The sequence below is a fragment of the Lysinibacillus sp. F12 genome (assembly GCF_057773605.1).
In genome coordinates, this window is the sequence record NZ_JBYMLP010000002.1 from 756,006 (window position 1) to 780,069 (window position 24,064).

Annotated in this window: 23 protein-coding genes and 1 riboswitch; all 23 genes read right to left on the reverse strand. The window is 36.2% G+C overall.

The features are described 5' to 3' along the window. Position 1: 1 nt before the first annotated feature. Positions 2-1,099 carry a pentapeptide repeat-containing protein gene (locus AC3CH7_RS10800; RefSeq protein WP_488381742.1) on the reverse strand — a complete coding sequence of 366 codons (1,098 nt, stop codon included), beginning with the start codon at positions 1,097-1,099 and terminating at the stop codon, positions 2-4. 15 nt (positions 1,100-1,114) lie between these two features. After that, positions 1,115-2,626 carry a phage baseplate assembly protein V gene (locus tag AC3CH7_RS10805; protein WP_036120168.1) on the reverse strand — a complete coding sequence of 504 codons (1,512 nt, stop codon included), beginning with the start codon at positions 2,624-2,626 and terminating at the stop codon, positions 1,115-1,117. Continuing rightward, on the reverse strand, positions 2,626-3,264 hold the full coding sequence (locus AC3CH7_RS10810; protein ID WP_207889279.1) for a hypothetical protein: 639 nt from the start codon (positions 3,262-3,264) through the stop codon (positions 2,626-2,628). The genes AC3CH7_RS10805 and AC3CH7_RS10810 overlap by 1 nt, the downstream gene beginning before the upstream one ends. Positions 3,265-3,330: 66 nt before the next feature. Further along, positions 3,331-4,104, reverse strand: a complete 774-nt coding sequence (locus tag AC3CH7_RS10815; protein ID WP_207889280.1) for a DNA and RNA helicase — start codon at positions 4,102-4,104, stop codon at positions 3,331-3,333. 38 nt (positions 4,105-4,142) lie between these two features. Further along, positions 4,143-6,731, reverse strand: coding sequence for a molecular chaperone (locus AC3CH7_RS10820; protein ID WP_488381794.1), 2,589 nt, complete (start codon positions 6,729-6,731; stop codon positions 4,143-4,145). Between the two features lie 80 nt (positions 6,732-6,811). After that, complete coding sequence (locus AC3CH7_RS10825; protein WP_447402442.1) at positions 6,812-7,507, reverse strand: iron-dependent peroxidase; 696 nt, start codon at positions 7,505-7,507, stop codon at positions 6,812-6,814. Next, on the reverse strand, positions 7,498-8,769 hold the full coding sequence (locus AC3CH7_RS10830; protein WP_447402443.1) for a normocyte-binding protein: 1,272 nt from the start codon (positions 8,767-8,769) through the stop codon (positions 7,498-7,500). Before AC3CH7_RS10830 ends, AC3CH7_RS10825 begins: the two co-directional genes overlap by 10 nt. A 36-nt stretch (positions 8,770-8,805) precedes the next feature. Beyond that, positions 8,806-10,416 carry a PP2C family protein-serine/threonine phosphatase gene (locus AC3CH7_RS10835; RefSeq protein ID WP_243432604.1) on the reverse strand — a complete coding sequence of 537 codons (1,611 nt, stop codon included), beginning with the start codon at positions 10,414-10,416 and terminating at the stop codon, positions 8,806-8,808. A 32-nt stretch (positions 10,417-10,448) separates the two neighbouring features. Further along, positions 10,449-11,288 carry a PP2C family protein-serine/threonine phosphatase gene (locus AC3CH7_RS10840; protein WP_488381743.1) on the reverse strand — a complete coding sequence of 280 codons (840 nt, stop codon included), beginning with the start codon at positions 11,286-11,288 and terminating at the stop codon, positions 10,449-10,451. Positions 11,289-11,294: 6 nt separating this feature from the next. Next, the gene (locus tag AC3CH7_RS10845) at positions 11,295-11,822 is read right to left on the reverse strand and encodes an FHA domain-containing protein (RefSeq protein WP_036120184.1); all 528 of its coding nucleotides are present in this window, start codon (positions 11,820-11,822) and stop codon (positions 11,295-11,297) included. A 35-nt stretch (positions 11,823-11,857) separates the two neighbouring features. Beyond that, positions 11,858-12,433, reverse strand: a complete 576-nt coding sequence (locus AC3CH7_RS10850) for an FHA domain-containing protein (RefSeq protein ID WP_207889283.1) — start codon at positions 12,431-12,433, stop codon at positions 11,858-11,860. Positions 12,434-12,463: 30 nt separating this feature from the next. Continuing rightward, a complete protein-coding gene (locus tag AC3CH7_RS10855) occupies positions 12,464-12,898 on the reverse strand; it encodes a J domain-containing protein (protein ID WP_207889284.1) in 435 nt (144 codons plus the stop codon). 89 nt (positions 12,899-12,987) lie between these two features. Beyond that, complete coding sequence (locus tag AC3CH7_RS10860) at positions 12,988-13,413, reverse strand: hypothetical protein (protein WP_012295149.1); 426 nt, start codon at positions 13,411-13,413, stop codon at positions 12,988-12,990. 231 nt (positions 13,414-13,644) lie between these two features. Beyond that, positions 13,645-15,813, reverse strand: coding sequence for a transcriptional regulator (locus tag AC3CH7_RS10865; protein ID WP_207889285.1), 2,169 nt, complete (start codon positions 15,811-15,813; stop codon positions 13,645-13,647). Between the two features lie 553 nt (positions 15,814-16,366). Then, complete coding sequence (locus AC3CH7_RS10870; protein ID WP_207889286.1) at positions 16,367-17,275, reverse strand: serine/threonine protein kinase; 909 nt, start codon at positions 17,273-17,275, stop codon at positions 16,367-16,369. Positions 17,276-17,405: 130 nt separating this feature from the next. Beyond that, positions 17,406-18,869, reverse strand: coding sequence for an aminomethyl-transferring glycine dehydrogenase subunit GcvPB (gene gcvPB / locus AC3CH7_RS10875; protein WP_012295152.1), 1,464 nt, complete (start codon positions 18,867-18,869; stop codon positions 17,406-17,408). Continuing rightward, the gene (gcvPA, locus tag AC3CH7_RS10880) at positions 18,862-20,208 is read right to left on the reverse strand and encodes an aminomethyl-transferring glycine dehydrogenase subunit GcvPA (RefSeq protein ID WP_012295153.1); all 1,347 of its coding nucleotides are present in this window, start codon (positions 20,206-20,208) and stop codon (positions 18,862-18,864) included. Before gcvPA ends, gcvPB begins: the two co-directional genes overlap by 8 nt. Before the next feature lie 25 nt (positions 20,209-20,233). Beyond that, the gene (gene gcvT / locus AC3CH7_RS10885; RefSeq protein WP_031416946.1) at positions 20,234-21,337 is read right to left on the reverse strand and encodes a glycine cleavage system aminomethyltransferase GcvT; all 1,104 of its coding nucleotides are present in this window, start codon (positions 21,335-21,337) and stop codon (positions 20,234-20,236) included. Positions 21,338-21,602: 265 nt separating this feature from the next. Further along, a riboswitch (glycine riboswitch) is annotated at positions 21,603-21,696 on the reverse strand. Positions 21,697-21,840: 144 nt separating this feature from the next. Next, complete coding sequence (locus AC3CH7_RS10890) at positions 21,841-22,356, reverse strand: shikimate kinase (RefSeq protein WP_031416947.1); 516 nt, start codon at positions 22,354-22,356, stop codon at positions 21,841-21,843. Between the two features lie 198 nt (positions 22,357-22,554). Next, positions 22,555-22,983, reverse strand: a complete 429-nt coding sequence (gene comGF, locus AC3CH7_RS10895; protein ID WP_012295156.1) for a competence type IV pilus minor pilin ComGF — start codon at positions 22,981-22,983, stop codon at positions 22,555-22,557. Beyond that, entirely contained in the window at positions 22,976-23,293 is a 318-nt protein-coding gene (locus tag AC3CH7_RS10900; protein WP_012295157.1) for a hypothetical protein, read from the reverse strand. Before AC3CH7_RS10900 ends, comGF begins: the two co-directional genes overlap by 8 nt. After that, on the reverse strand, positions 23,286-23,726 hold the full coding sequence (gene comGD / locus AC3CH7_RS10905) for a competence type IV pilus minor pilin ComGD (RefSeq protein WP_488381744.1): 441 nt from the start codon (positions 23,724-23,726) through the stop codon (positions 23,286-23,288). The genes AC3CH7_RS10900 and comGD overlap by 8 nt, the downstream gene beginning before the upstream one ends. Next, positions 23,726-24,058 carry a competence type IV pilus major pilin ComGC gene (comGC, locus tag AC3CH7_RS10910; protein ID WP_012295159.1) on the reverse strand — a complete coding sequence of 111 codons (333 nt, stop codon included), beginning with the start codon at positions 24,056-24,058 and terminating at the stop codon, positions 23,726-23,728. Before comGC ends, comGD begins: the two co-directional genes overlap by 1 nt. Positions 24,059-24,064: the final 6 nt, after the last annotated feature.

Consider the following 24,064-nt stretch of genomic DNA (forward strand, 5'->3'; position numbering starts at 1 on the left):
GCTAATAAATCCAATGAACATCTTTCACCTGTTCTGCGCTAAATTGATATTTCTCTTGATCACGTTTAAAGAAGGTAGCCCCCTTTAAATTAGCACCTGTAAAATTGGCACCTTCAATCTGCGCAAAGTCAAATCTCGCATTTTCCAAATTGGCATTACTGAAATCAGTACCGAGGTAGCATGCCACTTCCCCTCCCGAAAGCCTTAGCGTTTTTCCTTGAGCATAACTAAAATTAGCGCTTACCAAATTGGCATTTCGAAAATCCGTATCTTGAATAGCTGCATAGGAAAAGTCAACATTCTCTAAACTACAATCTACAAAGCTAGTACCAACACAAATACTTTCCTTCAATGAAGACCCTGCTAAATCACAACTGTTAAAAATTGCGTAGGAAAAATCCATCTGGTTAAAATTTTTCTGTTGTAATGGTAGGTTTGAGAAGTTTTCGAATGTATACGTTTTGTCCATCTCTTTTTGCTCTAACCATGAGAGAAGGTTTTTATCCACCCGTTCTCGTTCGTCAATGATAGCAACATCCTCACTAACCCCTTTGTACTCACCAACACGAAATCGCAAGCACTCTGCTCGTTGAAAATGGAGTTCAGGTACGCTTTCCTTTTGATAGCGAAAAAGATAGCGAACCAATTGAATGATATACTGATGAAATAGAACTACTAACTTTTGAATAATCCCTCTAACATCAGCTGCTTGAATCATGAGATACGGTTTTCTTTCTTTCTCAAGCGTCTTTTGTAAATCAACCATTGCCTCACTAAGCCATGTTGCTTCATAATGTGCTGTACATTCGACCCAATCAAAGTACCATGCTTCACCATATGCCTCTAGCAAATACGTACACTTGTTTTCTAGTAATGAGGTTCGCAGCAAAGAGAGATGAATAAAGGCAATTGGTGCTAAATTTCCCTGTCTTTGCTGATTTCTAATATTCGCAAACAACTGTTCAAGTGAGTAAATGAGTGGTTGTAGCAAAATTTCCTTGTTTTGGCGAAACTGTCGATCAACTTTCTCTTGCAATCGGCTGACATGAACTGAAACGCATTCATCCATAAAATGCTGTAATGCTTCTTCTCGTTTCATGCATTCACATCCTTACTAATTTGCTCGCACTTCTGTTCCTTTAATTTCCATTTTATCTTCCATCTTGATTGAATTTTCTTTACAGGTCATCTCAATTTTCTCGTTCGCATTAATCATTATTTGTTTGGCATTAATGACCACTTTATCTGTAGCTTTTAAGTTAATATTCTTATCACTTATTATCGAAATACCATTATCATCCATCAGTGAAATCATCAACCCTCCACCCGATATAACAATCCGATCAGGTGCAAGTAGAATTTGTTTTCCATGCTTTGTTCTGAGTGTTTTTACATCTGGATCAGCCATACGTCCTGGATCTTGGCGACTATCCTCTGGTGGTGTAGCACTTGACCCGCCACCCCCATCTTGACTGGTTGGATTAGTTGCTGCTAACATCGTATTTGATTGTGGAGGCGCTTTTGAAACAGAGCTAATCGCAATCCCTTCATCCTCATGATTGCTTGGAAAATAGATTCTTACATTATCAGATAGCTCTGGCATAAAATACCAACCTGTGTTATCTTCTGATGCATAAATTGTTGAATATGGAAACCAATAGGCCGTATCCTTTTCTTGCCCCTCATCGAAATCGACATGAATACGAATTTTGTCCCCGGCAACATCAATTACCTTTCCTTGAATGGAAGCACCAATAATAGCTTGATTATAGGTAGTGTGGACACTGAAACCATTCCGAGGTGTTAACGTATAAATATGCTTGAACAAGCCATCTTTTAAAGTTGAAAAAATTTTATAAACATACAATTTTTTAGATTGGAAAGTAACTTCATTGCCTATTTTGAAGGATTGCAGCGATTCTACTTCATAATACATGTAGTCACTATCAGTAATACTTTCGAGATGATTTTTACTTGAGATAAGAAAATTGCCAATTGCCTTTTTAACCCGATAATTAATGGCCTCCATTTTCTTTGTGCTCCCAGCTTGAAATGGAATACCAAAATAAAATTTTGCAGATGAATGAACTGTATCTGGCACTAGACCTGTATGAAAACGCGAGGCCATTCGTTTAAGAAACTCCCAATCTGTCTCTATATATTGCATTGTAAAACGACCAATACTAGCTCCCTTTGTGACATGATCTATGAAATCTGCACCTTTTTGATCGGCAATACACACATCGATTAATTCACTGTATGGCATACTAGCATTTTGATAGGTTTGATTTTTTTTCTTAACATCTAGTAAATACGTATGTGAAACGGCTTTAACTTCCAAATAATAAGTGCCCATCACTGATTTCACTTGTACATCTAATGCTAACCCATTAAAAATAGGCTTCGATTGACCATTACCATCTATTTGCAATACCTCTATAGATGTTTCTGCATCTGTCATATATACATAGGAATCTTCGAGTTCATCTGGAATTACACCCGTTAAATGCAATGTAGCATGATCGTTCATTTGTTGCGTAATTTCGATTTGATGGACGCGAATGTTATAGGGCATCACGATCATATCTTTATATGTTAAGGCTGTTTCATTTTTTATCCGATCCATCAAACAACACCCTCTCCATCTAATTTATTTTGGATTGAGATAGTTTCCATCATTCCGTAAGCAATAGGTTTCCAAATATTCATCTCTTTCTTCAAACAATTTATAGAGCCCATCGTCACATTTTCGCCTACTATAAACAAAAACATTAAATTATAAATCTTGTTATCTAGTGCAGGTGTTATGAAATCAAAGTAACCAATTTGGACATCGTTCACTTCATTAAAGCCGATATCCAACATTTTTGTTGTTGGCTGCATTTTTTGAAGTATCTCCATCATAGTCTGTGTGAAATCTTCTAATTCCTCTGCTTTTATTTGTTGTTCCATGATTTTCAGCGTGACATTAATAGATGTACTTTCACTTGTATAGATGTAATCGGGTCTTCGGCTGGACGGATATTTAATATCCATTAAATCAGATTCCATTACTTCAAAAGCGGCTGGAATACGCATTTGGATTTGCCCATCATAAAAGTCCATTTTCGTAAATTCGATTGTCTCATCTTCAATCATTAGCTGACCATCTTTAATCGCTTGAACAACGTCTGTATGTACCAATTGTTTTTCTAGGTTTTCCAATCGTTTCTTCTGCCGCGCTTGTTTCGTCATCTCAATGACTTCTTCATCCATGAAATTCATCTTTTACCACTCCTTTTAGTTCAGCTCCTGTTTATGCTTAAGCGTTGTTCACCAACTGAATTTTAGTCAATCGACTATCATACGCTTTGGTCGTTCTGGACTATGTCCTACTCGACGACCACCTTTTTTTGATTCAGATAATATCCGGTACAAATATTTATGAATTTGACTATTGGAAAACGCTTGAAATTCTAACTCTAATCGATTGCAAATATACATTTCAATGACATCTCGCTGTACCCGCTCCTGATTCAAACATTCAAAAGCAAAGGTAATATCATATACATTGGTTGGGCGATTTTTTAATAATTCCTTTGCGTAAAACTGTAAAACTTTAGGGTGGTATGTGCTTTCTTGTATACCTGCATACTGACAGTGCAGATAATTCACTGTATTGTATTCCGTGGCAAAATCTAAAAAATTATTTGGCTCGGATCGCAGCCTTGCTCCAGCCTTTAATTTAAAGCGGGCTATTTCTAATTCGTTTAGGGCAAGATTCAGAGACTCATCGAGAAAAATAGTGGCTGTAAAATCCGTGAAATCTAATTTATTCACTGCTTCAGCAAACTTTATTTTTATAATGGTTTCTTGCCCTGTTGCCTCATATGGAAGTTCATAGCTATTACGTAGTAAATAAAGCCTATTATTATGTTTAACGATCCCTTTTGTAATATGGATAATGGTATCTGCAATCGTAATATTGGCACCTGCTATAATGCCATTTGAATAATCCTGGAAATATAAATCTAAAAATTCCCTTGGATAATCGCGCAAGTTCTCCAGCATTTCTCTTTTTAAAATTCTGCCTTTTTGAAAATGTGGATATTGATTGGTAAACATCTGTCACTCACCTCTTTTATTTTTTGGCAGATGCCTACTTACTTTAATCCATCAAAGAAATCTAGCTCTGATAAATCTGTTTCAAAGGCAAAGAATTCCTTGCTCCCGATCATTAGCTGCTCCTCTTTCCTAGCCACTGGCACGACATGGAAGCCCCAATGATCCTCTCCTGCAAAGACAAAGAATTTAACCTCCCCATTGACGATTGAATCTGTTTCGTCCTGTGGAATTTTATCAAAATAATTCGATGCAATACTCTCATATAGCACAGGGACAAAATTCTCTTGACGATTAATATAGGTATACTTATGTGCTGCTTGAGGATCGCTTCCAGTTAGGAAAAATTCAACCTCTGTGACGCCCCATGGACGGGAAATAGTTCCATGAATTTGATTCAGTCTCTCTAGACTACTAATCAGAAGCTTTTCCTGACGATTATGAGTAAATGCACTAACCGTATACGGTACAATAGGTGCATCATTTGTTACTTCCGTTTCGATCATGCCAATCTTTTTCGCATTTAAGTAGCGTAATGCGCCTCTTAAACAGGCGAGCTTTAATTCTGGCACTTTTCCAACGTTTTCAGCCTTTTGTCTAAATTCAATGCTACGACCTGGTACAAATTCCTTTAAAGCCTCTCGAAAAGCGTCAATTCTACAGGATTGCCCTGTCAGCTTAATAATGGAATATTCGCCAAGCATGCCACTTTCATAAAAACCTTCTAAAAACTCTCGTACAATATCATAAATATCCGCCTTGATTAGGTGGTTAATTTCTTTAATATTGAAATAAACGTTTGGATAGTCATAAACATCTTTAAATTGGTGGTTTTCTAATAGGGATAAACACCAGCGATCTACCGTTGTGATATTCAAATCACTATCTTGCTGTATATCGCTTTCTGAGTAAAAGCGACTCCTAAGAATACCGGTTTTTCGGAAAAATTCTTTCTTCATTTCCTCGGCCATTTCCCATAAGAAATAATGATTATTACGAACCCTTAAATACTCATCACGCGTATGATTTTCATATTCTTTAAAACGTGTAGGGATAATAGATTCAGCATCCTCAAATGTCTTTTCAAATTGCTTGTAAACCGCCTCGACGCCATAATCATCAACATACCGATAAATATCCTTCCCTGGAATATCAATTAGCGCATCGATGTCATAGGCATTTTTCCCACGACTATAATAATTCGCAAAGACAATTTTCATAAATTGAAAAATTCGATACGTAATATTATTACCACCAAAATTGGTATCCCCATTTTCATAGGTTGTATGAATATCAATTTTGTAGGAAATATGTCCGTCCTCTATTCGAAACTTACAGGATGAGAGGTCTGTTGTTCCCCCTCCACAATCGATTACTAGAGCCTTGTATTCTTTGCCATCCATAAAGCTCTGATTCTCTATTTGATTGGCTATCGTATTATAGAGCACTGCCATTCCTTCATCGAGAGCATGCTCAATTTCAATTTGATATTCAGGTAAAATGGCGTGAAACATATCTAAAAATTGAGTTTTCAGCTTAACAGGGCTTGAAATATGCAAATGTTTGAAGCGACATTTAAATTGATGCTCAGCCATTTGAATGATATAGAGTAAAAATTCTCTGAGGATTTGACTGCGTGGGATAACCGCTGTATTCCCATTCGCATCCATTATTTCCTCCAATTTTGCATAATTACTAACCCAACGTTTGATGCCCTGAAATTTAGTGGCTAATGATGTATAGCTATTTTTTTTCATAACCTTCAAGGCTTCATAGCCGAAATGATAGTTTATGTGATCAGCGTTCGAGCAATCTGCAACCGCAACCACTGTAGGCACAACTTCGATCCATTCTTTTTGGTGTAATGGATCTGGGAATTGTACAAAATTGATGCTATTGAGCGTAATTCTCTTATTTAAAAGATCATGGCTACAAGGTGATGAGACATAATCGCTATCCAAAAATACACCAGCTGTTGTATTGGTTGTGCCAAAATCAATGGCAAGAATGGCATTGGTTGTCTCTAATTGTTTCATCTCTAAATCTGGTATTGGCACTTTGTAGTAATGTAGATTTGTTGGAGGGAGTGGTGTCTCCTGATAATATGTTTTATAGATGTACTCTGAGTCTTGCTTTCGGAAAAAAATAAAGCTATAGTTCTTATTCTTTGTCTCGCGTATTCCTAGCGCTTGATCTGCCACTAGGTAATAGCAATTTGCTTTTTCATCGTCTTTTACGATATTTAGAATGCCACATAACTCAAAATGCTCATTTACTAATAGCACATTAGATTCTACAAGAAAGCCACCTGTTTCAATGAGGTATTGATCTGGCTTATCTATTTTCATGCCTTTATAGAGATTCATTTTGGCAGGTATTTTAATATCACCATTATCTGAAAGTGGTGTTTTTAAATATTTTTGCAGTGCCTCCTCGACTCTTTCAAAGCCCCCATCTTGTTTTTCTTTAATCAATAGATGTTCTTCAGCTCCACGGTATCTTAAAATCTTCTCGATTAGTTCGTCCCTAGTTAGCGTATTAATTAAACCTGTTATGAGCTTTTCTTTATAACAAATATTTCTAAGCTGAAAAGTGGTCATCTCCATCAACTCTACACGTGTATAGGTCATATATTTCTTTTCTGTATAACGCTTATTCGCATAAAGCTTATATGAATATTTAGTCGTCAATTTATACCCCTCCCCACTTTTTAATAAAGAGCTATTCGATCTAGCTTCATAGTCTCTTCTACGTCAATAATGCCAAAATGGTATTGCCAGTAAACCTCCATATGAAAGCCAATAGGTAAAAAGATTTCTTGGATTAGCTGAACTTTATTGATATTTTCTATTGTCTTTTTTTGATGAATGTAAAGCAGTAATTCATCATTTCCCTCTGACTTCACATAAATAAAACAATTTCTAAATATATTTTTCAGCGTGTCCTTTATCAGATATAATGCCTCTCCTGTTTGATAGAGTCTGAGCATGTTAAGCGCAATAATTTCTTGCTCTTTCTTTGAAAAAGATTTGATTTTATCGCGAACCAGTTTTCCAAATACATTTGCTTCAATGTCTCTCAGCATAAAGCGAATATAATATTCCTTTTTATTCAAGCCTTGCATTCGATCAATTTCAGCTAAAAAGTGCAATGTAATATCTAATAAAGCATCTCTAAAGGCCTCATCAGTCATATGATCAGGATGAAAGAGATCTTTAAAAATATCAAAGTAACGATAATAGGGGTTTACTTCCACATGTTGCTCTATTGCCTGTGAATTTAATAGTTGTGGACTAAGCTCCATATAAGGTGAATAGATTTTGGCAAGATGAAAGTAAATATCCTTTGCTAAAAAGCCCTCTTCTTCAGCTTGTATAAGTAAATCCCAAATATAGTTCATATCCATTTACCTACACATTTATACTCAGTGAAATACCTCTGGACTTCAGCAAGGAGAAAGCTTAAGACATCATTCGTCATAAAATCTCGATCTTGTTTTGACAGGAATTGTAATAGCATCGTCTTTTTATGACTGGCATCTTCTGTTGCGTCTTTTAAAAATGGATGCACGAAGAGACGGTTATCTAAATGCCCTTCCAAAATATCTATTCTCAAAAGTTCAAGATTATCTGCTGCCTGAAAGGAGTTTATCAGTCGAATTATTTCTCCTTTTGTTGAAACATTTACATTATATTTACTAGAGAGCTTGTGCATAAAGTGCTCATTTCGCCGATTCGAGACTAGTTCATAAGTCATTTTACCTACTTGTTCTTTTTCTACTTTAGCAATTTTAAGTAGCTGCCATACTCCTGACTGATCCTGAGGTGAAACAATGGTTAATTCACTATCTGAACGTTTTATATATCTAATATTGTCTTCTTCCGCATCAATGAGATAACCATGTTGAGTACCCGTTTTTCGTAACGATAAGACATGCTCATAATTTATTCTATCAATGGCTGGGAATGGAAAACCGCTATTCTTAACCTCGTGACGCTGAACATTCCAAAGCGGAACCATATTCAATCGTTTTTGCTGCTCATATTCCTCTAAATCAATCGTAACCTCGAAAATTTCTACATCCTCATTTAATGGTGGACAGCCTATAAGTATGACATCAATGAACTTACTCACAAAAGGATGATTGATTGTTTTCCAAGGTAGGCCATTTCTTTGGAAGATTGAATAAAGGTCTTTAATTTTTTGCAAATAGCGATTATTTTTAGTAAGACTCAGCTTTATTTCAACCAATCCCTGCGATGTAGCAAGATGACCATTGAAAATTCGTTGCTGTGCAAGTAAATGCTGTATTTCGATAGAATCACACTCTATAAATAATGTCATGAGTATTGCAGGTTCATTATTTTTAATAGATTCAAGAAGCTTCTCCATGTCTATTTTTGTCTCTTCCAAATCTGTTGGACATATCGGAAACAAACAATCATGAATGGGGTCGACATCTTCTCGGGCACTTAGCGTTGTGTAAATGTCATATCTATTCTCGTAATCATCGATTTCATTAAAAATACGTTCTTCAAGCTTTTTATTCATATCTTCTTGATAATCAATTAGATTTACAAAAACACCACTTACAATGTCCTTTAGTAATTGACGTTGCTCTAGATTTTCTATTTTTCGTAAACGTTCAAACATGAGCTCTTTTAACAATTTACTTTCCTTCTTTCATGACTCAGGATTTGAATGCTAACTGGCATCAGTTACTTCATCTACTGGAGGTTCTGCTTCATTAGGAAGTGCACTATCTGCTGGTTGAACCTGTGGTACAGGGTTTAATTTATCATTTGCATTCATAATTTTTCTCTCTAGTCCAAGAACTTTTGCCAGTAATTCTGTTTCTTGATAAATTTCCTGCGCAAGCGTATAGGACTCTATCGCTTGAACGTATTCCTGACGGGCATAGCTCTGATCCCCACTTTTTTCTAACCCTTCTGCCTTTAATTCTTTTTGAGCCTTCTTCAATTCATTTATTTTTTCTTCTGTATCTTCAATTTTTGTTTTAATTTGTGTCTCTCCAGTAAATGAAATGGCGAGTGCTTTTTTTCTAGCTTTCTCATAAATGGCTAAAGCCCCATTGTAGTCCTCTGCCTCAAAACGAAAATCTGCATCTTTTATAGCATCAACAATCTCCACAACGGAATCCATGTTGGCAATTCTTTGCTCTACTTCTTCCTTACCAAATCCATTAATGAGTTTTCCCTCTTTTTTAGCTTTTTCATAATGTTCTAATGCCTCTGTAAATTTTCCAGTTTCCGCTGATTTATCACCATTGATAATTAGTTGTGTCACTCTTAATTTTCTAGCTAGTAAATTTCTATGTATAGGATCTTTTAATTTTTTTGCTGCATTTCTTCCCTCACTATATTCAAGTAATGCTTCATCATAATTTCCGTCTTGAAAGTAAACATTTCCACTCTTTTCATGGTCCTTCATCTCGACTGTTAACTCTGCTAATTTTTTTGCTTGTTTTACTTGATAAAAAATCGTGCCGCCACCTACAACCAAGGCTAAAACTAATGCAGCAGCAATCATTTTTATATACTTCATCTTGTTTTTGTTCGTTTCTTGATACACCTTGTTCACAAATATGGCAGCAACCGTGTAATTTTCTACAACTTTTCTTTGTCTACTCAACAATATTTCTTCCAACAAATCTGTATATTGTTCAGAATCTTTGACACCTTCCAAAGCGTCAGCCATCTCAATCTCACTGACATCTCCCCAAAAGCCAGCTGTACAAAGTAATAGGACATCACCATCAGTAAGCTTCATCTTTTTAGACACAAAGGGTTGAAATTTGTTTGGTTTACCTAGATAATTCAACAAATTCCCTCTTTCTTCATGCTGGCTAATATCTAATGAACGGTTCTGACTGTTTACTATTTCCTGTGCTAAACTTTGGTCTGTACTTTTATAGGTTAATGTACTGTTTCGGAAGTGATACAGTCGCGAATTCCCCGCTACTCCAACAATCATTTTTGAGTAGTCGGAAACAACTATGACAATACTAGCCTTTAATCTTACTCGTAAGCTTTGCGCTTGTAGTATAATTTGTGCATGTCTAAGGTATTTATTGATAGCTCTCCTTGACATAGCTGGCTTTTCCATAAACTTCTCCAAAATAGCCTTTACGGCAAGCTCTGCACTACTAATTTCCTGATCTGCATCCAAGCCCTTTACAGCTACCCAACAAGCTACATCGTCAAGTTCTGTATAGGCAAAATAGTCTTTATTTTGCAGAAAGGACCCTGCTTCAGATAAAAAGCCCGTTTTAAAGTCGCAATTTTCCTTTCTCATACGTCTCCTCCTTCTCTATTCCCTATTCATCGTCACCAAGTTTTTTCTAAAATCACGATGGTAGCATTATCTTGATTTTTTAAGCGTTTTTGTTCAACGGCTTTTATCATGCTTTGTGCTAAATCATAGGGTGGAGCTTGCTGAGAGAGAATTTTTTCCATTTCAACCTCCGTTAAAGCATCATAGATTCCATCACTAAAAAGACATACCTTGTCCCCTCTATTTAGCTGAATCGGATTATTTCCTGTATCCAAATTTTTAAAGCCTGTATATCCTAAATAATTGATTAATCTCTTTTTTAGAGGATTTTCCTGCACCTCAAGTTGCGAAATTTCACCTGAAATATATCTTTCGGTTAAAACTGACTCAAAAATATGTTTTTGGTTAATCTTTAGAAATTCACCATTTCTAAAGATCGTGAGAACACTATCCCCTACTGCCCCCCAATGAAGATAGCCTTCACTATCAATAACGGCCGTGACTAATGTTGTTCCTCCATTGGAGCCATTTAAGTTTTCCACAATCATATGATTGCTTGCTATAGCAGCTTCCTTAAAAAAGTTTTGTAGATTATTTAAGCTACTAAGCTTTTTAAATTCTTCTATGAAGGTTGTCACTGCAATCGTGCTAGCCTTCCGACCATTGGCTAAGCCGCTAATTCCATCTGCAAGCACCGCGATTGTGCCATATGTCGTTTCGGCAGTTGAGAAATAATCATCCTGCTCATCACGTCTTCCGATTGTTTGACCATTTCCAATATAAATTTTCCCTTTATCCATTTTTTGAGCAAGTATACTTCTTATTAGCAGTAACAAGATAAGGACAATGATAAAGATTAAGGTAATTATGTACGGCAATAACTTTTGGTCCATATGTCATCATTCCTCACTTTGATTATTTTCCCATTCAAAGTGAACACCACAAAGTGGAATAAATAAAAATATACTTCTCCCTAGCTGTATCACATCATAGGCTGCTAATTCCGTTGGTGTATAAACGGCCTCATTATTCAGATAGGCTAATCCTGATGCATCTCCTGGCAGTAAGTAAAAATTACGTTTTTTAGGATCATACACAATGACTGCATGATTTCGCTTAGAGATGGAATTGTCCCCTGCAATGCGGATATGCATATCTTCTGCTCTACCTATAAAATTCTTTTCAGATAAGATACGATAATCTCTACCCATTTGCGGCCCTTCAATACAAACTAACCATCCTGTTACAGGATCTATCCCATCCATTTCTCCTAAGTAAGGCAATGTTTTATCATCTGCTTCAATGACAGGTGAGGAAGGACTATTTTGTCTTTGCTCCTGTTCCACCATCACGTTACAGTAAGGACAAATATTGCGATGTCTCCTTGAACTAAACATATGACCATTTGTACATCTAATCAAACTCATTTCGATATCCCCCATCTTTGTTACGAATTTTTTCTCTATTTAACCAAAATTCGCGTATTCGCTATGTATATTGTGTCTCCATTACCTAATGGGTAAGGAATCTCATGTTTTAATCTATTTTTTACGCGCTTATTCGCTTTTTTTAAGCCAACACCATTAACCGAATCTATATCCTCTAAATACCAAATTCCAGCTACACAATTTAGTACCGCATGCTCATAATTCACAAGAGATTCATACTCTGTTCCACTTAAATCAATATCCGCCTTGTGTTCAGCTGAACTTTTTCCAATAAGCAATGAAATATGATCGCCAAGTTCCCATTCATCTATTTCTACTCCACGTTCATTAAGAAGAACAAGCTTTGAAATGTCCTTCTTAGCCATCACTTGAGTGATTGCCTTTGCTTCGTATTTAAGCGATATATAAATAATGGCAAGTATGACTATTACCGTCCCAATAACAAATTTCAAAAGGACATCCTGATTCATTACAAAAACATATAGAATGAAAAAGAAGGCAATTGTGACAATAACGATATCGATAATTTTTATAAACATTTTTTTTCGTGTATTTCCACTGTAAGCTTCAGCTGAAAATGGCTCATACATATAATCACGCTCCTCTCTTTTTGCCATGGCTTATTTATTAAAAAAGCGTTCAAATAAATCCGTTGTATCCAGTGGATTTTTCTTCGATTGTTTATGAAGCGTTGAAGACATCTCCTTTGTTTTAGGATTGAAGCCAAAAAAATGTTCAAAGTTTCTTTCAATATTATTCATATTAAAATCTGGCTTTTTCTCTGTAGACTGATGTCCGTTTGAATGCTTTTCATTTTGATGTTCATTTTGCCAGCTGGTACCTTTGCCATCGAAACGGGCATCGTAAGTTTCTTTCAGCGCTGGATCTTTAAGTACCTTATATGCCTCTTGAACCTCTAAAAAAATTTTCTCTGACTCTTGATTTCCACCACTCACATCAGGGTGATGCTTTTTGGAAAGCTTCCGATAAGCTAATTTTATTTGCTCTTGTGTTGCATTTCGGTCTATACCTAATGTTTCATAATGCGTTTTCATGTTTTCAACCCCAATTTAGGATGATTAAAAATAATCTAAGGAACTATAAAAGTTCCTTAGATATAGTAGTGTTTTATCGTGCTGCAATCTTAGACAGCGTAGCCGCCCTCGATTTTTGCCAAGTCTGTTTTGTCTTTCTTTTGTTTAATGAATAAGAAGAATTCACCAATACCTTCAGTGTCACCATATCTTTCTGTATAGTCCACAACGAAAGCATTTGGGAAATGAATTTTTCTAACTACTTGATCAGCTGAGATCACTTCAAGTGTCACTTTGCGGTAGCAATCAGCTTTTTCAGCTGGTACTAATGACCATAATCCTAATTTCATCGTATCATCAGAATTATCACCATCAGTGGCAGTTAAAATTTTACCTTTCACTTTTAAAGTTGCCCCAACATCTGTAGAGCGAGCGTTAGAATCATTCGGTGTATCTGTCTCATATTCGACAGTCATAATGCTTTCTAACCCTAATTCAATTGCTTCTGATCCTTCTACTTTTAATACAAAACCCATGCTCAGTACCTCCTAAATTTTGTTGAATCGTAACTTCTAACTGTGCTAATGAAATAAATTTTGGTACAACTATTCATTTCACAGTGCCATGTTTCAAACTGACACTATGAAATATGTAATATTTTCCATTTCAGCAATTAGTCGCTCGATTCATATTTATGTTAAAAGATTTATAAATGATAAATCTTAAACACCCTACTTAAATAATTGAAAATTGCGACAAATAAATTATTAGGCTTTAACAGCACTTGTCCCTTTAGTAATCGTAACCTCAAGATTTTTAACATTACCGTTAAACACAAGATCGATCTGACATAAGCTTGTTTTCTCATCAATGATGTAGCCGATATCATCTCCATCATGAATAATAGAGTTTACATGACCTTTATCATTGAGCCACTTACTTTTTTGACTACTTGGATTATTACTAAAGAAGCGAACGATATTCTCGTGCTTAAAGTCACCAGATTGGAATCGAAGTATTCTTTCAATATACGTACTAACTTGCGTTTTATAGATTGAATCGAATCCATCTTCTTCCATCGCTAGGCTTCTTGCTTTATAGACAGTAATACGTCTAATATCTTTATCCTGTAGTTGGGCATTTTCGGAAGAGAATACAAAACCGAAGCTTCTGCTGTTAATAGCGTCTTTAATATTATTCGTAAAACCTGAAATTTCCTTCGCCATCGTCGTTACAGCTCTAAGTGAGTTGTCTCCGGCTTCAATATCAAATCGAACTCCAGGGTAATTACGTTTTACATTTTTAAATGATTCCTTTAAATACTCTGGGCATTGGTAGGCGGAAACGATACCTGCTGCTACATAGCTAGCACCTACATAAACGCCTTCTATCCAAAGCTTTAAAATATCTTCCTTTTCTTTCGATAGACGAGCTCCATTTTCGGTAGTATGCATTCTCGTATCAATAACTACGCCTGATTTATCTTTTGGAATAATCGTAAAGTTTGGTAGGCATGGTATCGCGAACTCACTAAATTCTTTTCTGACAAGAACCGAGCATTTATCGATTAGGCGATCAATCCCAGCAGTTGCGATGCCGTTAAAGGTAGTTTCCTCTTCAGCCATAAAGTTAAAGAAAATTTGTACCTTGTAATCTTTTACCGTATCTAAGAGGATTGATAAAGATTCCATTGTGTTACCCTCTTGCTTTGTAACCTTTTCATTCCCTTTGAATCTTGATCGGCTAACTTTCATTTTTCCAGAAGATTCTAATTCAAGAGCAGGTACAATACCATACCATACAGTATCTGTAAAATCATTTTTAGCGTTAACCGTATTTAAATACGTGCGTAATCTTGGTAGGTTATTACTTTTCACAAGCATATCGAGCTTCGTGTTTGTAACTAATAATGACGGCTGCATACCTTTATTTTTCGTAGCATATTGATCGAAGTACATTTTGACACCTAATAGCTTTTCGACTAAAGGCTTGACCGTTTTTACAAATTCATCCTTTGCATCCTTATAGAACTCCAGGTATGTATTGTAATTTTGAACTTCTGTTTCAACATCAAATTCGGCTTTTACAGCTGGTAGAGGTGAGAATGTTCTTACAACTAAATCTTTTACATAGGAAGACGGCGATTCTGTAATAGCCTCATAGTCTTCTTCGAAAACTGTACTCAAGCCGTAATTACTATTTTCTTCAATGACCATCAGTTCTGCACTATTCGTTTGAGGTGCCTCAATAATTTTCAATTCACCATTATCACCAATAGTAAGCGTTCCTATTTGTAATTTTTCGGACTCATCCTCGTCTTGACTAGCCCCTAATAATAATCTTGTTTTAATATCTTCAATTGCTAAAGGCAGCATCGCCATTACATTGTTGTAGTTTCTACTAGCTACTTCAAACATAAGATTTAGCTTGTCACCAGTATCTAATTTTTTCGGATCTCCCTCATCCAGCTTGTCATACTCACTGTAAAGGTAATGAATTTCCTTACGAACTTGGCGAATATCATCCATGACTTTTTTAGGTGAAATCATGTCTAGTAAATTTTCAAATTTAAAATCTACATTCGTAATGCCCTGACTTCTTTTTGTATCAATGAGCGTAAATAACATTTTTAAAAAATCATTATTTTGGTCGATTGCTATTTCAGATATACAATCATCTTGAATTCCGTCTGGCTTTTTCAAGGTATACATAACCTTTTGATTTGCCGCGTTATAAAATGAATAAACGGTAGGTGAAAACTTATCTAAAAATTCGTCGAAGCTTTTTACAAGAAGATGTTGACTAATTTCCTTGATCTTTTCATCACTTAGGCTGTCGATTCCTTTTACATCGCCAACAAGCGTAATTAAATCCAATTTTTCTGGGTTTATTTCTTCAAAGAGCATTGTTCTGTTCGTTTGACTAATAATCTCCATTCATTTGGCTGCATATTACTACAGCCATCCCTCCTTTAGATAACGAATTTCGAGTAAGCATAAACATTAGTGCTTAAAAAATACAGAATTAGAATTGTATAACTACTTGAACCGAGCATCTTAAAAGAACATTTAGACACTTAAATTAAGTCAATATATACATTTAAGATAAAATTTTACAATAAAAACAATGATGTACTAAGCTATGTACGAGAAACTCTAATCCAACTTTATGCATTTTTTATACAGAATTCACTAATGATTTTATGTATCACAAAAGTAACTATACAATACATAAAATCAATGTCAATATTTTCTATAGAATATATTGTAAGAAAAAGCAATTTAAATACATTTTATTAAAAAAATCACATGGTGATAATTATGATATTTATAAGGAAAATAGTGGATAAATCGTATTTTTTTATAAAAAAAACAACTAAGGGTCTTTTTGATATTAGGCCCTAAGTCGTTCTTTCGAGTATTATCACTTGAAGATAAAAATGAATAAAAAGTATTGAAAATATAGTAATTTTGGTCTTTTAGAATTAATTTACTTAAAATAGTTCTTTAGACATTTGAACTTTCCTTCCAGAATAATGATGTATTTAATAAAAGAAAGAGAAGAACATCTTTTTTTATGCTGCACTTGCAAGCCCCATAAAATAGTTAATGACATAGGAATGCTCACTTTTCTATTATATTTTCTCACATTTACAAGTTTATCTTCGATTATTCTTTGTGAAACATCTAGTGGAACTTCATTCGTTAATGCGTAGTAAAAAGTTGCCATCAAACTATAAATATCTGTATAAATGCCTTGCTCTCCTTTAATAGAATACTGCTCAATAGGTGAATATCCTGGTGTAGTAAATATTGGATATTTCTCTACTGTTTTATAATAAATTGCTGAACCAAAATCTAATAAGCGAGGTTTCCCTTGCGCATCAATTATAATATTATTCGGCTTTATATCCCGATGAATAATGCCTTTACTATGTAAATACGAGATGGCATCAATTAAGGGAAGGAATACTTCTTCATATAGATGATGCCTTTCATGAATAGAATATGTATGTATATATTGCTCCAATAGAACTCCTTCATAATAATCTGTAACAAGATAAACGGAGCCATTTTCAAAAAAATGCTGTCTATATTTAACAATATGTTGATGGTTCAATTGCTGGAGCATGCAAGCTTCACTTAGAAATCTCTCCTTTAATTCCTGAAATTTTTCCTTTGTAGAGGGTAAACGATTGATTACTGATTTGTTATCCAAATCTCGTAAAGCAATCTCTAAAGGGTAAAACTCTTTTATAATAATTTCTTCTCCAGTGCTTATGTATTCAGCTATATAAACAAATGATAATTTACTCGTTGCAAGAAGGTGTTTGACTCTGTATGTATTATTTAATAGACTATTCGTTGGTAAACTCAATTCAGACGATGTCGTTTGCATTTTAATCTCCTCCTTTCACAAACCATCTCAAGGGAATTATAACAATTAATTGATTTTTATGTAAATATTATCATTACTTAAAATATTCATATAAAAACCGCTCACCAAAAAAGTGAGCGGTTTTACAATATTAAGCTTTTTGATAGCGCAGCACTGGTGTACGAGCAGCGCGTGTTTCATCAAGACGAGATACGACTGTTGTATGTGGTGCTTCTTGAACGATGGATGGATTTTCTTCTGCTTCTTTCGCAATTTGAATCATCACATCGCAGAATGCATCTAATGTTTCTTTAGATTCTGTTTCTGTTGGCTCAATCATTAACGCTTCTTCCACATTTAATGGGAAGTATGTTGTTGGTGGATGGTAGCCAAAGTCTAACAGACGTTTTGCGATATCTAGTGTACGAACGCCCAATTTCTTTTGGCGATGACCAGATAAAACAAATTCATGTTTACAATGTCGGTTATATGGAAGATCGTAGAATGGCTCTAAACGGCGCATCATATAGTTGGCGTTTAATACAGCATATTCCGTAACAGCTTTTAGGCCATCTGGACCCATTGTACGGATGTACGTATAAGCACGCACATTGATACCAAAGTTACCATAGTATGGTTTTACTCGTCCGATAGATTGTGGACGGTTGTAATCGAAATGGTATGCTCCTTCTTCCGTTCTTACAAGGACTGGCTTTGGTAGGAATGGAATTAAATCTGCCTTTACGCCTACCGGACCTGAACCTGGACCACCACCACCGTGTGGACCTGTAAATGTTTTATGCAGATTTAAGTGCACACAGTCAAAGCCCATATCGCCAGGACGTGCTTTACTCATAACAGCATTTAAGTTTGCGCCATCATAGTAAACTTTCCCGCCTACAGAGTGAATAAGCTCTGCCATTTCGATAATGTTTTCTTCAAATAACCCAAGCGTATTCGGGTTTGTTAGCATTAATGCAGCTGTATCAGCACCAACGACTTTACGAAGGTCTTCGATATCAACTAAGCCATTATCATCGGATTTAACAGTGATTGTTTCAAAGCCTGCTACTGTTGCTGAAGCTGGGTTAGTTCCGTGAGCAGAGTCAGGGACGATAACTTTGTTACGGTGACCTTCTCCATTTGCTTCATGGAAAGCACGAATCATCATTAATGCTGTCCACTCTCCATGCGCGCCTGCTGCTGGCTGTAATGTCACTTCATCCATCCCAGTAATTTCCACTAACGACGTTTGTAGATCATAAAGGAGCTCCATAGCACCCTGTGCTGTTGATTCATCCTGCAGTGGGTGAACATTGGCAAAGCCAGAAAAACGAGCAACCGCTTCATTAATTTTTGGATTATATTTCATCGTACAAGAGCCAAGTGGGTAGAAGCCAGAGTCTACTCCATGGTTTCTACGAGAAAGTGCTGTGTAGTGACGCATGATGTCAAGCTCAGATACTTCAGGTAATTCTGCTGCCTCTGAACGTACTAGATTGGCAGGTAATACATCTGCTAAATCTACTTCAGGTACATCAAGCGCTTCTAAGCTATAGCCAACGCGGCCTTCTTTTGAAATTTCAAAAATGAGTGTTTGATTTTCGTTATGCATGAAGAGCCCCCATTTCTGCAACTAGTGCATCAATTTCTTCTTTTGTGCGTAATTCAGTCACTGCGATTAGCACATGATGTTTAAGAGAGTCATAATTTTGACCTAAAGGATATCCACCGATAATACCTTTTTCAATCAAGCCTTTATTGATTTCCTTCACACATTTATTTGTTTTCACTACGATTTCATTAAAATGTGCACCTTGGAATGCTACTGTAAATCCTGCTGCTTCAAAGGCATTTTTTGCATAACGTGTTTTCGCAATATTTTGTGTAGCCATCTCGCGAATACCTTGTTTCCCTAGAGCTGTCATCGCTACAGAAGCTGCAAGTGCAAGAAGCGCTTGGTTCGAACAGATATTAGAGGTTGCTTTATCGCGACGGATATGTTGTTCACGCGCTTGAAGGGTTAATACATAACCACGACGACCTTCACCATCGACTGTTTCACCAACAAGACGTCCTGGTACCTTACGCATTAATTTAGTTGTGACTGCAAAGAAACCACAGTGTGGACCACCAAATGCTTCAGAGATACCGAAAACTTGTGCATCACCTACACATATATCAGCACCTAGTTTGCCTGGAGGAGTTAAAATACCTAGGGCAAGTGGGTTAGACGACACAACGAATAAGCTTTTTGCTTCATGCGCGATATCCCCGATTACTTGAATATCCTCAACTTGGCCAAAGAAGTTTGGATATTGAGCAATAACTGCTGCTGTGTTGTCATCAATCAGCTCTTTTAAAGCTGCAATATCTGTCACACCATCTTTATGTGGAATTGTTACGATTTCAATAGATTGACCGTAGGCATATGTAGCCACAACATCACGATATTCTGGGTGTACCGTTTCAGATACTAAAATTTTCTTACGACGTGTATGACCTGCTGCCAACATCCCTGCCTCAGCCAATGCTGTACCGCCATCATACATAGAAGAGTTGGCAAGATCCATACCAGTAAGCTCTGCAATCATTGTTTGGAATTCAAAAATAGCTTGAAGCTCACCTTGTGAGATTTCAGGTTGATAGGGTGTATAAGCTGTATAGAACTCTGAACGAGAAATAACATGATCCACGATTACTGGCTTATAGTGGTTATAAACGCCAGCACCTAAAAATGATACATTCGCATTTGTGTCTTTATTTTTAGCAGCAAGTGCTGTTAACTCTTTTAATAAAGCAGATTCCGATTTCGCTGCTTTGATGTCATAAAGGCCTTTAAAACGTACTTTCTCTGGAATATCCTCGAATAATTCATCAACTGAGGATACACCGATTACGTCTAACATTTCTTTTTGGTCTTGCTCCGTCATTGGTAAATAACGATGTTTCATAAATGTAGGTCCCTCTTTTCAACTATTATTTTGAACGCTTATAAAACGGTGTTTCAACTGTAACTACTTTTAGTTGCTTTCCACGGATTTCAATTTCCATTTCATTTCCGATTGTTGCGAATTGACTGTCAATTAACGCGTGACCAACATTACGTTTTGAGGAAGGAAGCTGTGTTCCTGTTGTAACTTCACCAATTTCCTTACCATCCTTAAACACCTTATAGCCATGGCGTGGAATCCCTTTATCAATCATTTCAATGCCGACTAGTTTGCGTGGAAGACCATTTTCCTTCTGAGCTACTAATGCATCATGACCAATAAAATCTTCTTTATTTAATTTCACAGCAAAGCCGATACCTGCTTCAAGAGGAGAGATGGTTGCTGATAATTCTTGACCGTAAAGTGGCAGACCCGCTTCAAAACGTAGTGTATCTCGACAGCCTAGACCTGCAGGGACAACACCTTTGTCTTGACCAGCATCTAAAATTTTACCCCATAATGCTTTAATGTCTTCGGGTGCTCCATATAATTCGAAGCCATCTTCTCCTGTGTATCCACTACGTGAAACTAGTACTTTATGTCCTGCGACTTCTACATTCTCTTGGAATCGGAAAAATTTAATAGCACTAACATCAGTTGAAGTTAAGGATTGAAGAACTTCCTCTGCTAAAGGTCCTTGTAGGGCAATTTGTGCATAGGCATCTGATTGATTGTCAATTGTCACATCATATTGATGTTGGTTTTCCAGCATCCAATCGTAATCTTTTTCGATATTAGCTGCATTCACACACAATAAATAGTGGTCATCAGCTAACTTATACGTTAGTAAATCATCGACTACACCGCCGTTCTCATAGCACATAGCTGTGTATTGTGCTTGGCCAGTAGCTATTTTTGAAACATCATTGGATAAAAGATTTTGTAAAAAATTTAATGCATCGGGACCTGTTACTAAAATTTCACCCATATGGGATACATCAAATAATCCCGCACGATTACGTACTGCATCATGTTCATCTTTAATAGAAGAGAATTGAACTGGTAATTCCCATCCACCGAAGTCAACCGTCTTAGCACCGTATTTCGCGTATTCTTCAAATAGAGGTGTACGTTTTAATTCATTCGTCATTCTTTTTTGCCCCCTTATTGTTAGTTACATTTTTACTGGTAGTAGTTCGTCTGCTTTTTGTATTGGTACAGTCATGACTCGGCAATGTAAAAGCTTTTACAGAGTACCTATAGACATAAAAAAAGACAGACGAACCCCTTTTCGGGATTCTCTGTCCTTGCACCTGAAAGTTACACCAGACTAACTCGCATGGTTGATACTGCCAATTAGTCGGCTTTCCCCTTTGGTGGCTGCTATTGTTATACTACAGCTCTCTCCAGAGTTGCGTCTTATACGAGTCCTTTTACCTGAGAGATTCATAGCCATTGCTACTTGCTCCTTCGGTGGCGTCTAACCACGCTCTCTCCCCGTACAATCATCCGCCCAAGATACATCTTGGTACTATTTAGTATTCAATGAACATTTAGTTACTTATTTGTCTATATCCTAACATTAAATGCATTGAAAAGGCAATCATTTTTTAAAAGATAATAAAAGACGAACATTAAACGGCTGTTAATTATTTATCGTTCGTTTTTAAGCCTTTTTACTTGAAACACTAAATACTCTAAAATTTGACGAATGGTTCTGCCCTCTGTCAAGACCTGAATATGCCCTGCATCACGATAAAACTTTCTCCTGTAATGATACAGATTTTCTAGCTCCTCTTTAGTCGAACTTTGTACGATTGGTCTATTGGGATCATGCTGAACTCGTTTATAAATATCCTCAAACGAAGCATCTAAAAAAAATACTAAGCCACTACGCCTCATAATTTTTCGATTTTCAGCATTGATCGCAACTCCACCGCCCGTAGAAATAATACAAGCCTCGTCACGGAAACTTTTCAAAAATTCTGTTTCTATTTTTCGGAAATGGGCCTCTCCGTACTTTTCAAATATCTGCGGGATGGACATTCCTTGCTGTCTCACTATTTCATGATCCATATCATAATATGGCATCTTTAATAAAAAGCTTAAACGTCTTCCTAAAGCACTTTTTCCACTGCCCATAAAACCAACCAAATATATTTTTCGCAATTCGAATCACCTTCTTATAACTACGATTCTACACTGTCTGACAAAATTTGTCCCAATAAATTTATCGTAGCTTTAACATTCAATTTTTCGAGCCCGTCATAAGTTCGAAATTGCATTTCATATGACATACAATACGCAAGAAGAAAAGTAGTTACAAGAAATAATAATGCAATTGCGATTAAAAATATAGCCCCTCTGTCATTTTTCAATAATTGGCACATAGAAGGTTCGCTCCTTTTTCATACCACTAGGCATTTCCACCGACACAGTCAGCCTATTTTCGCTATAGGTAAAGTGACATTTATGAATGCCATTTAGCATGGGAACATGTCCTCCATTTACTTGTTCACGAATAATAGTACGATAGCAATCAATATAGTGGACTGTTTCCCTAGTCTGAAAAGATATTCTTTTTTGATCCTCTCGTACGGAGAACGCTAAAATATCCTTTAGACCTTTATTGAAATCATACACAAACAGCTCCCATTTCGCCTGTTCATCCGATTGCATAGTTGAGGTCATTTCAGCATACCACAGCATAATTAGGACAAAAAGATGAGAAATAAGCGTAAACACAATTAATTGAAACATCGCTTCTAGTAAGGTATAGCCCTTCTCATTATTCATTGCTATTACCTGTAAGGAGAATACATTTTTGTCGTTGCTTGAGTATATTGTGAAAACGAACACAAATCTCTTCACCATTAAACACCCATTGATACTCAACTTCTTCAATGATTCTTGTGCCCTCAGTTTGTTGTACAGCTTGAAATAGCTTCATGCCCTCGTAAGCTGTTTCAGCTGCAATCATTTCCATTTTTTTATTCATAAGATTCGTTTTCATCGTGTAGCTAATGGGCAATAAGGAGCCGCAAAGTAACATTAAGATACCCATAGCCAAAATCGATTCAACAAAAGAATAGCCTGATTCATTCAATTTTTGCTCTCCCTCGCCCTAATGTAATGATGACCTTTTTCTTTCCCTGTGGTGTGTGAAAGGCAATAGTGCCAGCGGACCTGACATTGCCATTTATATTATAAACAATCGTATAAATAGAGCTCTCATCGGGGGAAAATTCAACTCCTTTTGGAAAGGGTCGGACATATAGATTGGAAAAAGCATCTTTTTGAATAACGTAGCGCCTTGTAGAGCTTTCAAATTTCATCGCGATATATTGTCGCTGGTTCATGCTATAGGTTTGAATATACTGAATATCTAGTTGAATTTGTGTAAAAAAACGCTCTAATTCCTTTGACTCCGCTAATTTTATAGAAAATTTGCTCACAATGGCTGTTAGACTCATAACAAGGAATAAAACAATTAGCATTTCGAGAATCGTAAAGCCCAACTCATTTTGTCGCTCCCTCATTATCCTTGAGTACCTGCATCAGCATTTGCTAAGCGTACCTCTCCTTTAATCGTAATGACTATTTCTTCTTTATTAGGGCAAGTTGTTTCATTTTCTTTCAAATAGCCCTCCTTCACTAAATCCTCAAGGGTCGGAAATGTCATAAAATCCACTCTATAGGCCTCTACTTGCCCCTGCACCATATTAATATAGGCCGCACAGCCCTTCTCATCAATCGTAGCAAAGTGCTTCGTAACATTTGGAATTGTAATTAAAATAAGGATTGATATAATTAACAAAACAATCAGCATTTCGATTAAAGTAAAGCCATTTTGTTGTTTGATTTGTTTCATCTTGCT

What these genes read in the sequence shown, in the direction of transcription:
- AC3CH7_RS10800 (WP_488381742.1), bottom strand. Translation starts at nt 1,099, where the DNA reads ATGAAACGAGAAGAAGCATTACAGCATTTTATGGATGAATGCGTTTCA.
- AC3CH7_RS10805 (WP_036120168.1), bottom strand. Translation starts at nt 2,626, where the DNA reads ATGGATCGGATAAAAAATGAAACAGCCTTAACATATAAAGATATGATC.
- AC3CH7_RS10810 (WP_207889279.1), bottom strand. Translation starts at nt 3,264, where the DNA reads ATGAATTTCATGGATGAAGAAGTCATTGAGATGACGAAACAAGCGCGG.
- AC3CH7_RS10815 (WP_207889280.1), bottom strand. Translation starts at nt 4,104, where the DNA reads ATGTTTACCAATCAATATCCACATTTTCAAAAAGGCAGAATTTTAAAA.
- AC3CH7_RS10820 (WP_488381794.1), bottom strand. Translation starts at nt 6,731, where the DNA reads ATGACCTATACACGTGTAGAGTTGATGGAGATGACCACTTTTCAGCTT.
- AC3CH7_RS10825 (WP_447402442.1), bottom strand. Translation starts at nt 7,507, where the DNA reads ATGGATATGAACTATATTTGGGATTTACTTATACAAGCTGAAGAAGAG.
- AC3CH7_RS10835 (WP_243432604.1), bottom strand. Translation starts at nt 10,416, where the DNA reads ATGAGAAAGGAAAATTGCGACTTTAAAACGGGCTTTTTATCTGAAGCA.
- AC3CH7_RS10840 (WP_488381743.1), bottom strand. Translation starts at nt 11,288, where the DNA reads ATGGACCAAAAGTTATTGCCGTACATAATTACCTTAATCTTTATCATT.
- AC3CH7_RS10845 (WP_036120184.1), bottom strand. Translation starts at nt 11,822, where the DNA reads ATGAGTTTGATTAGATGTACAAATGGTCATATGTTTAGTTCAAGGAGA.
- AC3CH7_RS10850 (WP_207889283.1), bottom strand. Translation starts at nt 12,433, where the DNA reads ATGTATGAGCCATTTTCAGCTGAAGCTTACAGTGGAAATACACGAAAA.
- AC3CH7_RS10855 (WP_207889284.1), bottom strand. Translation starts at nt 12,898, where the DNA reads ATGAAAACGCATTATGAAACATTAGGTATAGACCGAAATGCAACACAA.
- AC3CH7_RS10860 (WP_012295149.1), bottom strand. Translation starts at nt 13,413, where the DNA reads ATGGGTTTTGTATTAAAAGTAGAAGGATCAGAAGCAATTGAATTAGGG.
- AC3CH7_RS10865 (WP_207889285.1), bottom strand. Translation starts at nt 15,813, where the DNA reads ATGGAGATTATTAGTCAAACGAACAGAACAATGCTCTTTGAAGAAATA.
- AC3CH7_RS10870 (WP_207889286.1), bottom strand. Translation starts at nt 17,275, where the DNA reads ATGCAAACGACATCGTCTGAATTGAGTTTACCAACGAATAGTCTATTA.
- gcvPB (WP_012295152.1), bottom strand. Translation starts at nt 18,869, where the DNA reads ATGCATAACGAAAATCAAACACTCATTTTTGAAATTTCAAAAGAAGGC.
- gcvPA (WP_012295153.1), bottom strand. Translation starts at nt 20,208, where the DNA reads ATGAAACATCGTTATTTACCAATGACGGAGCAAGACCAAAAAGAAATG.
- gcvT (WP_031416946.1), bottom strand. Translation starts at nt 21,337, where the DNA reads ATGACGAATGAATTAAAACGTACACCTCTATTTGAAGAATACGCGAAA.
- comGF (WP_012295156.1), bottom strand. Translation starts at nt 22,983, where the DNA reads ATGAATAATGAGAAGGGCTATACCTTACTAGAAGCGATGTTTCAATTA.
- comGD (WP_488381744.1), bottom strand. Translation starts at nt 23,726, where the DNA reads ATGAGGGAGCGACAAAATGAGTTGGGCTTTACGATTCTCGAAATGCTA.
- comGC (WP_012295159.1), bottom strand. Translation starts at nt 24,058, where the DNA reads ATGAAACAAATCAAACAACAAAATGGCTTTACTTTAATCGAAATGCTG.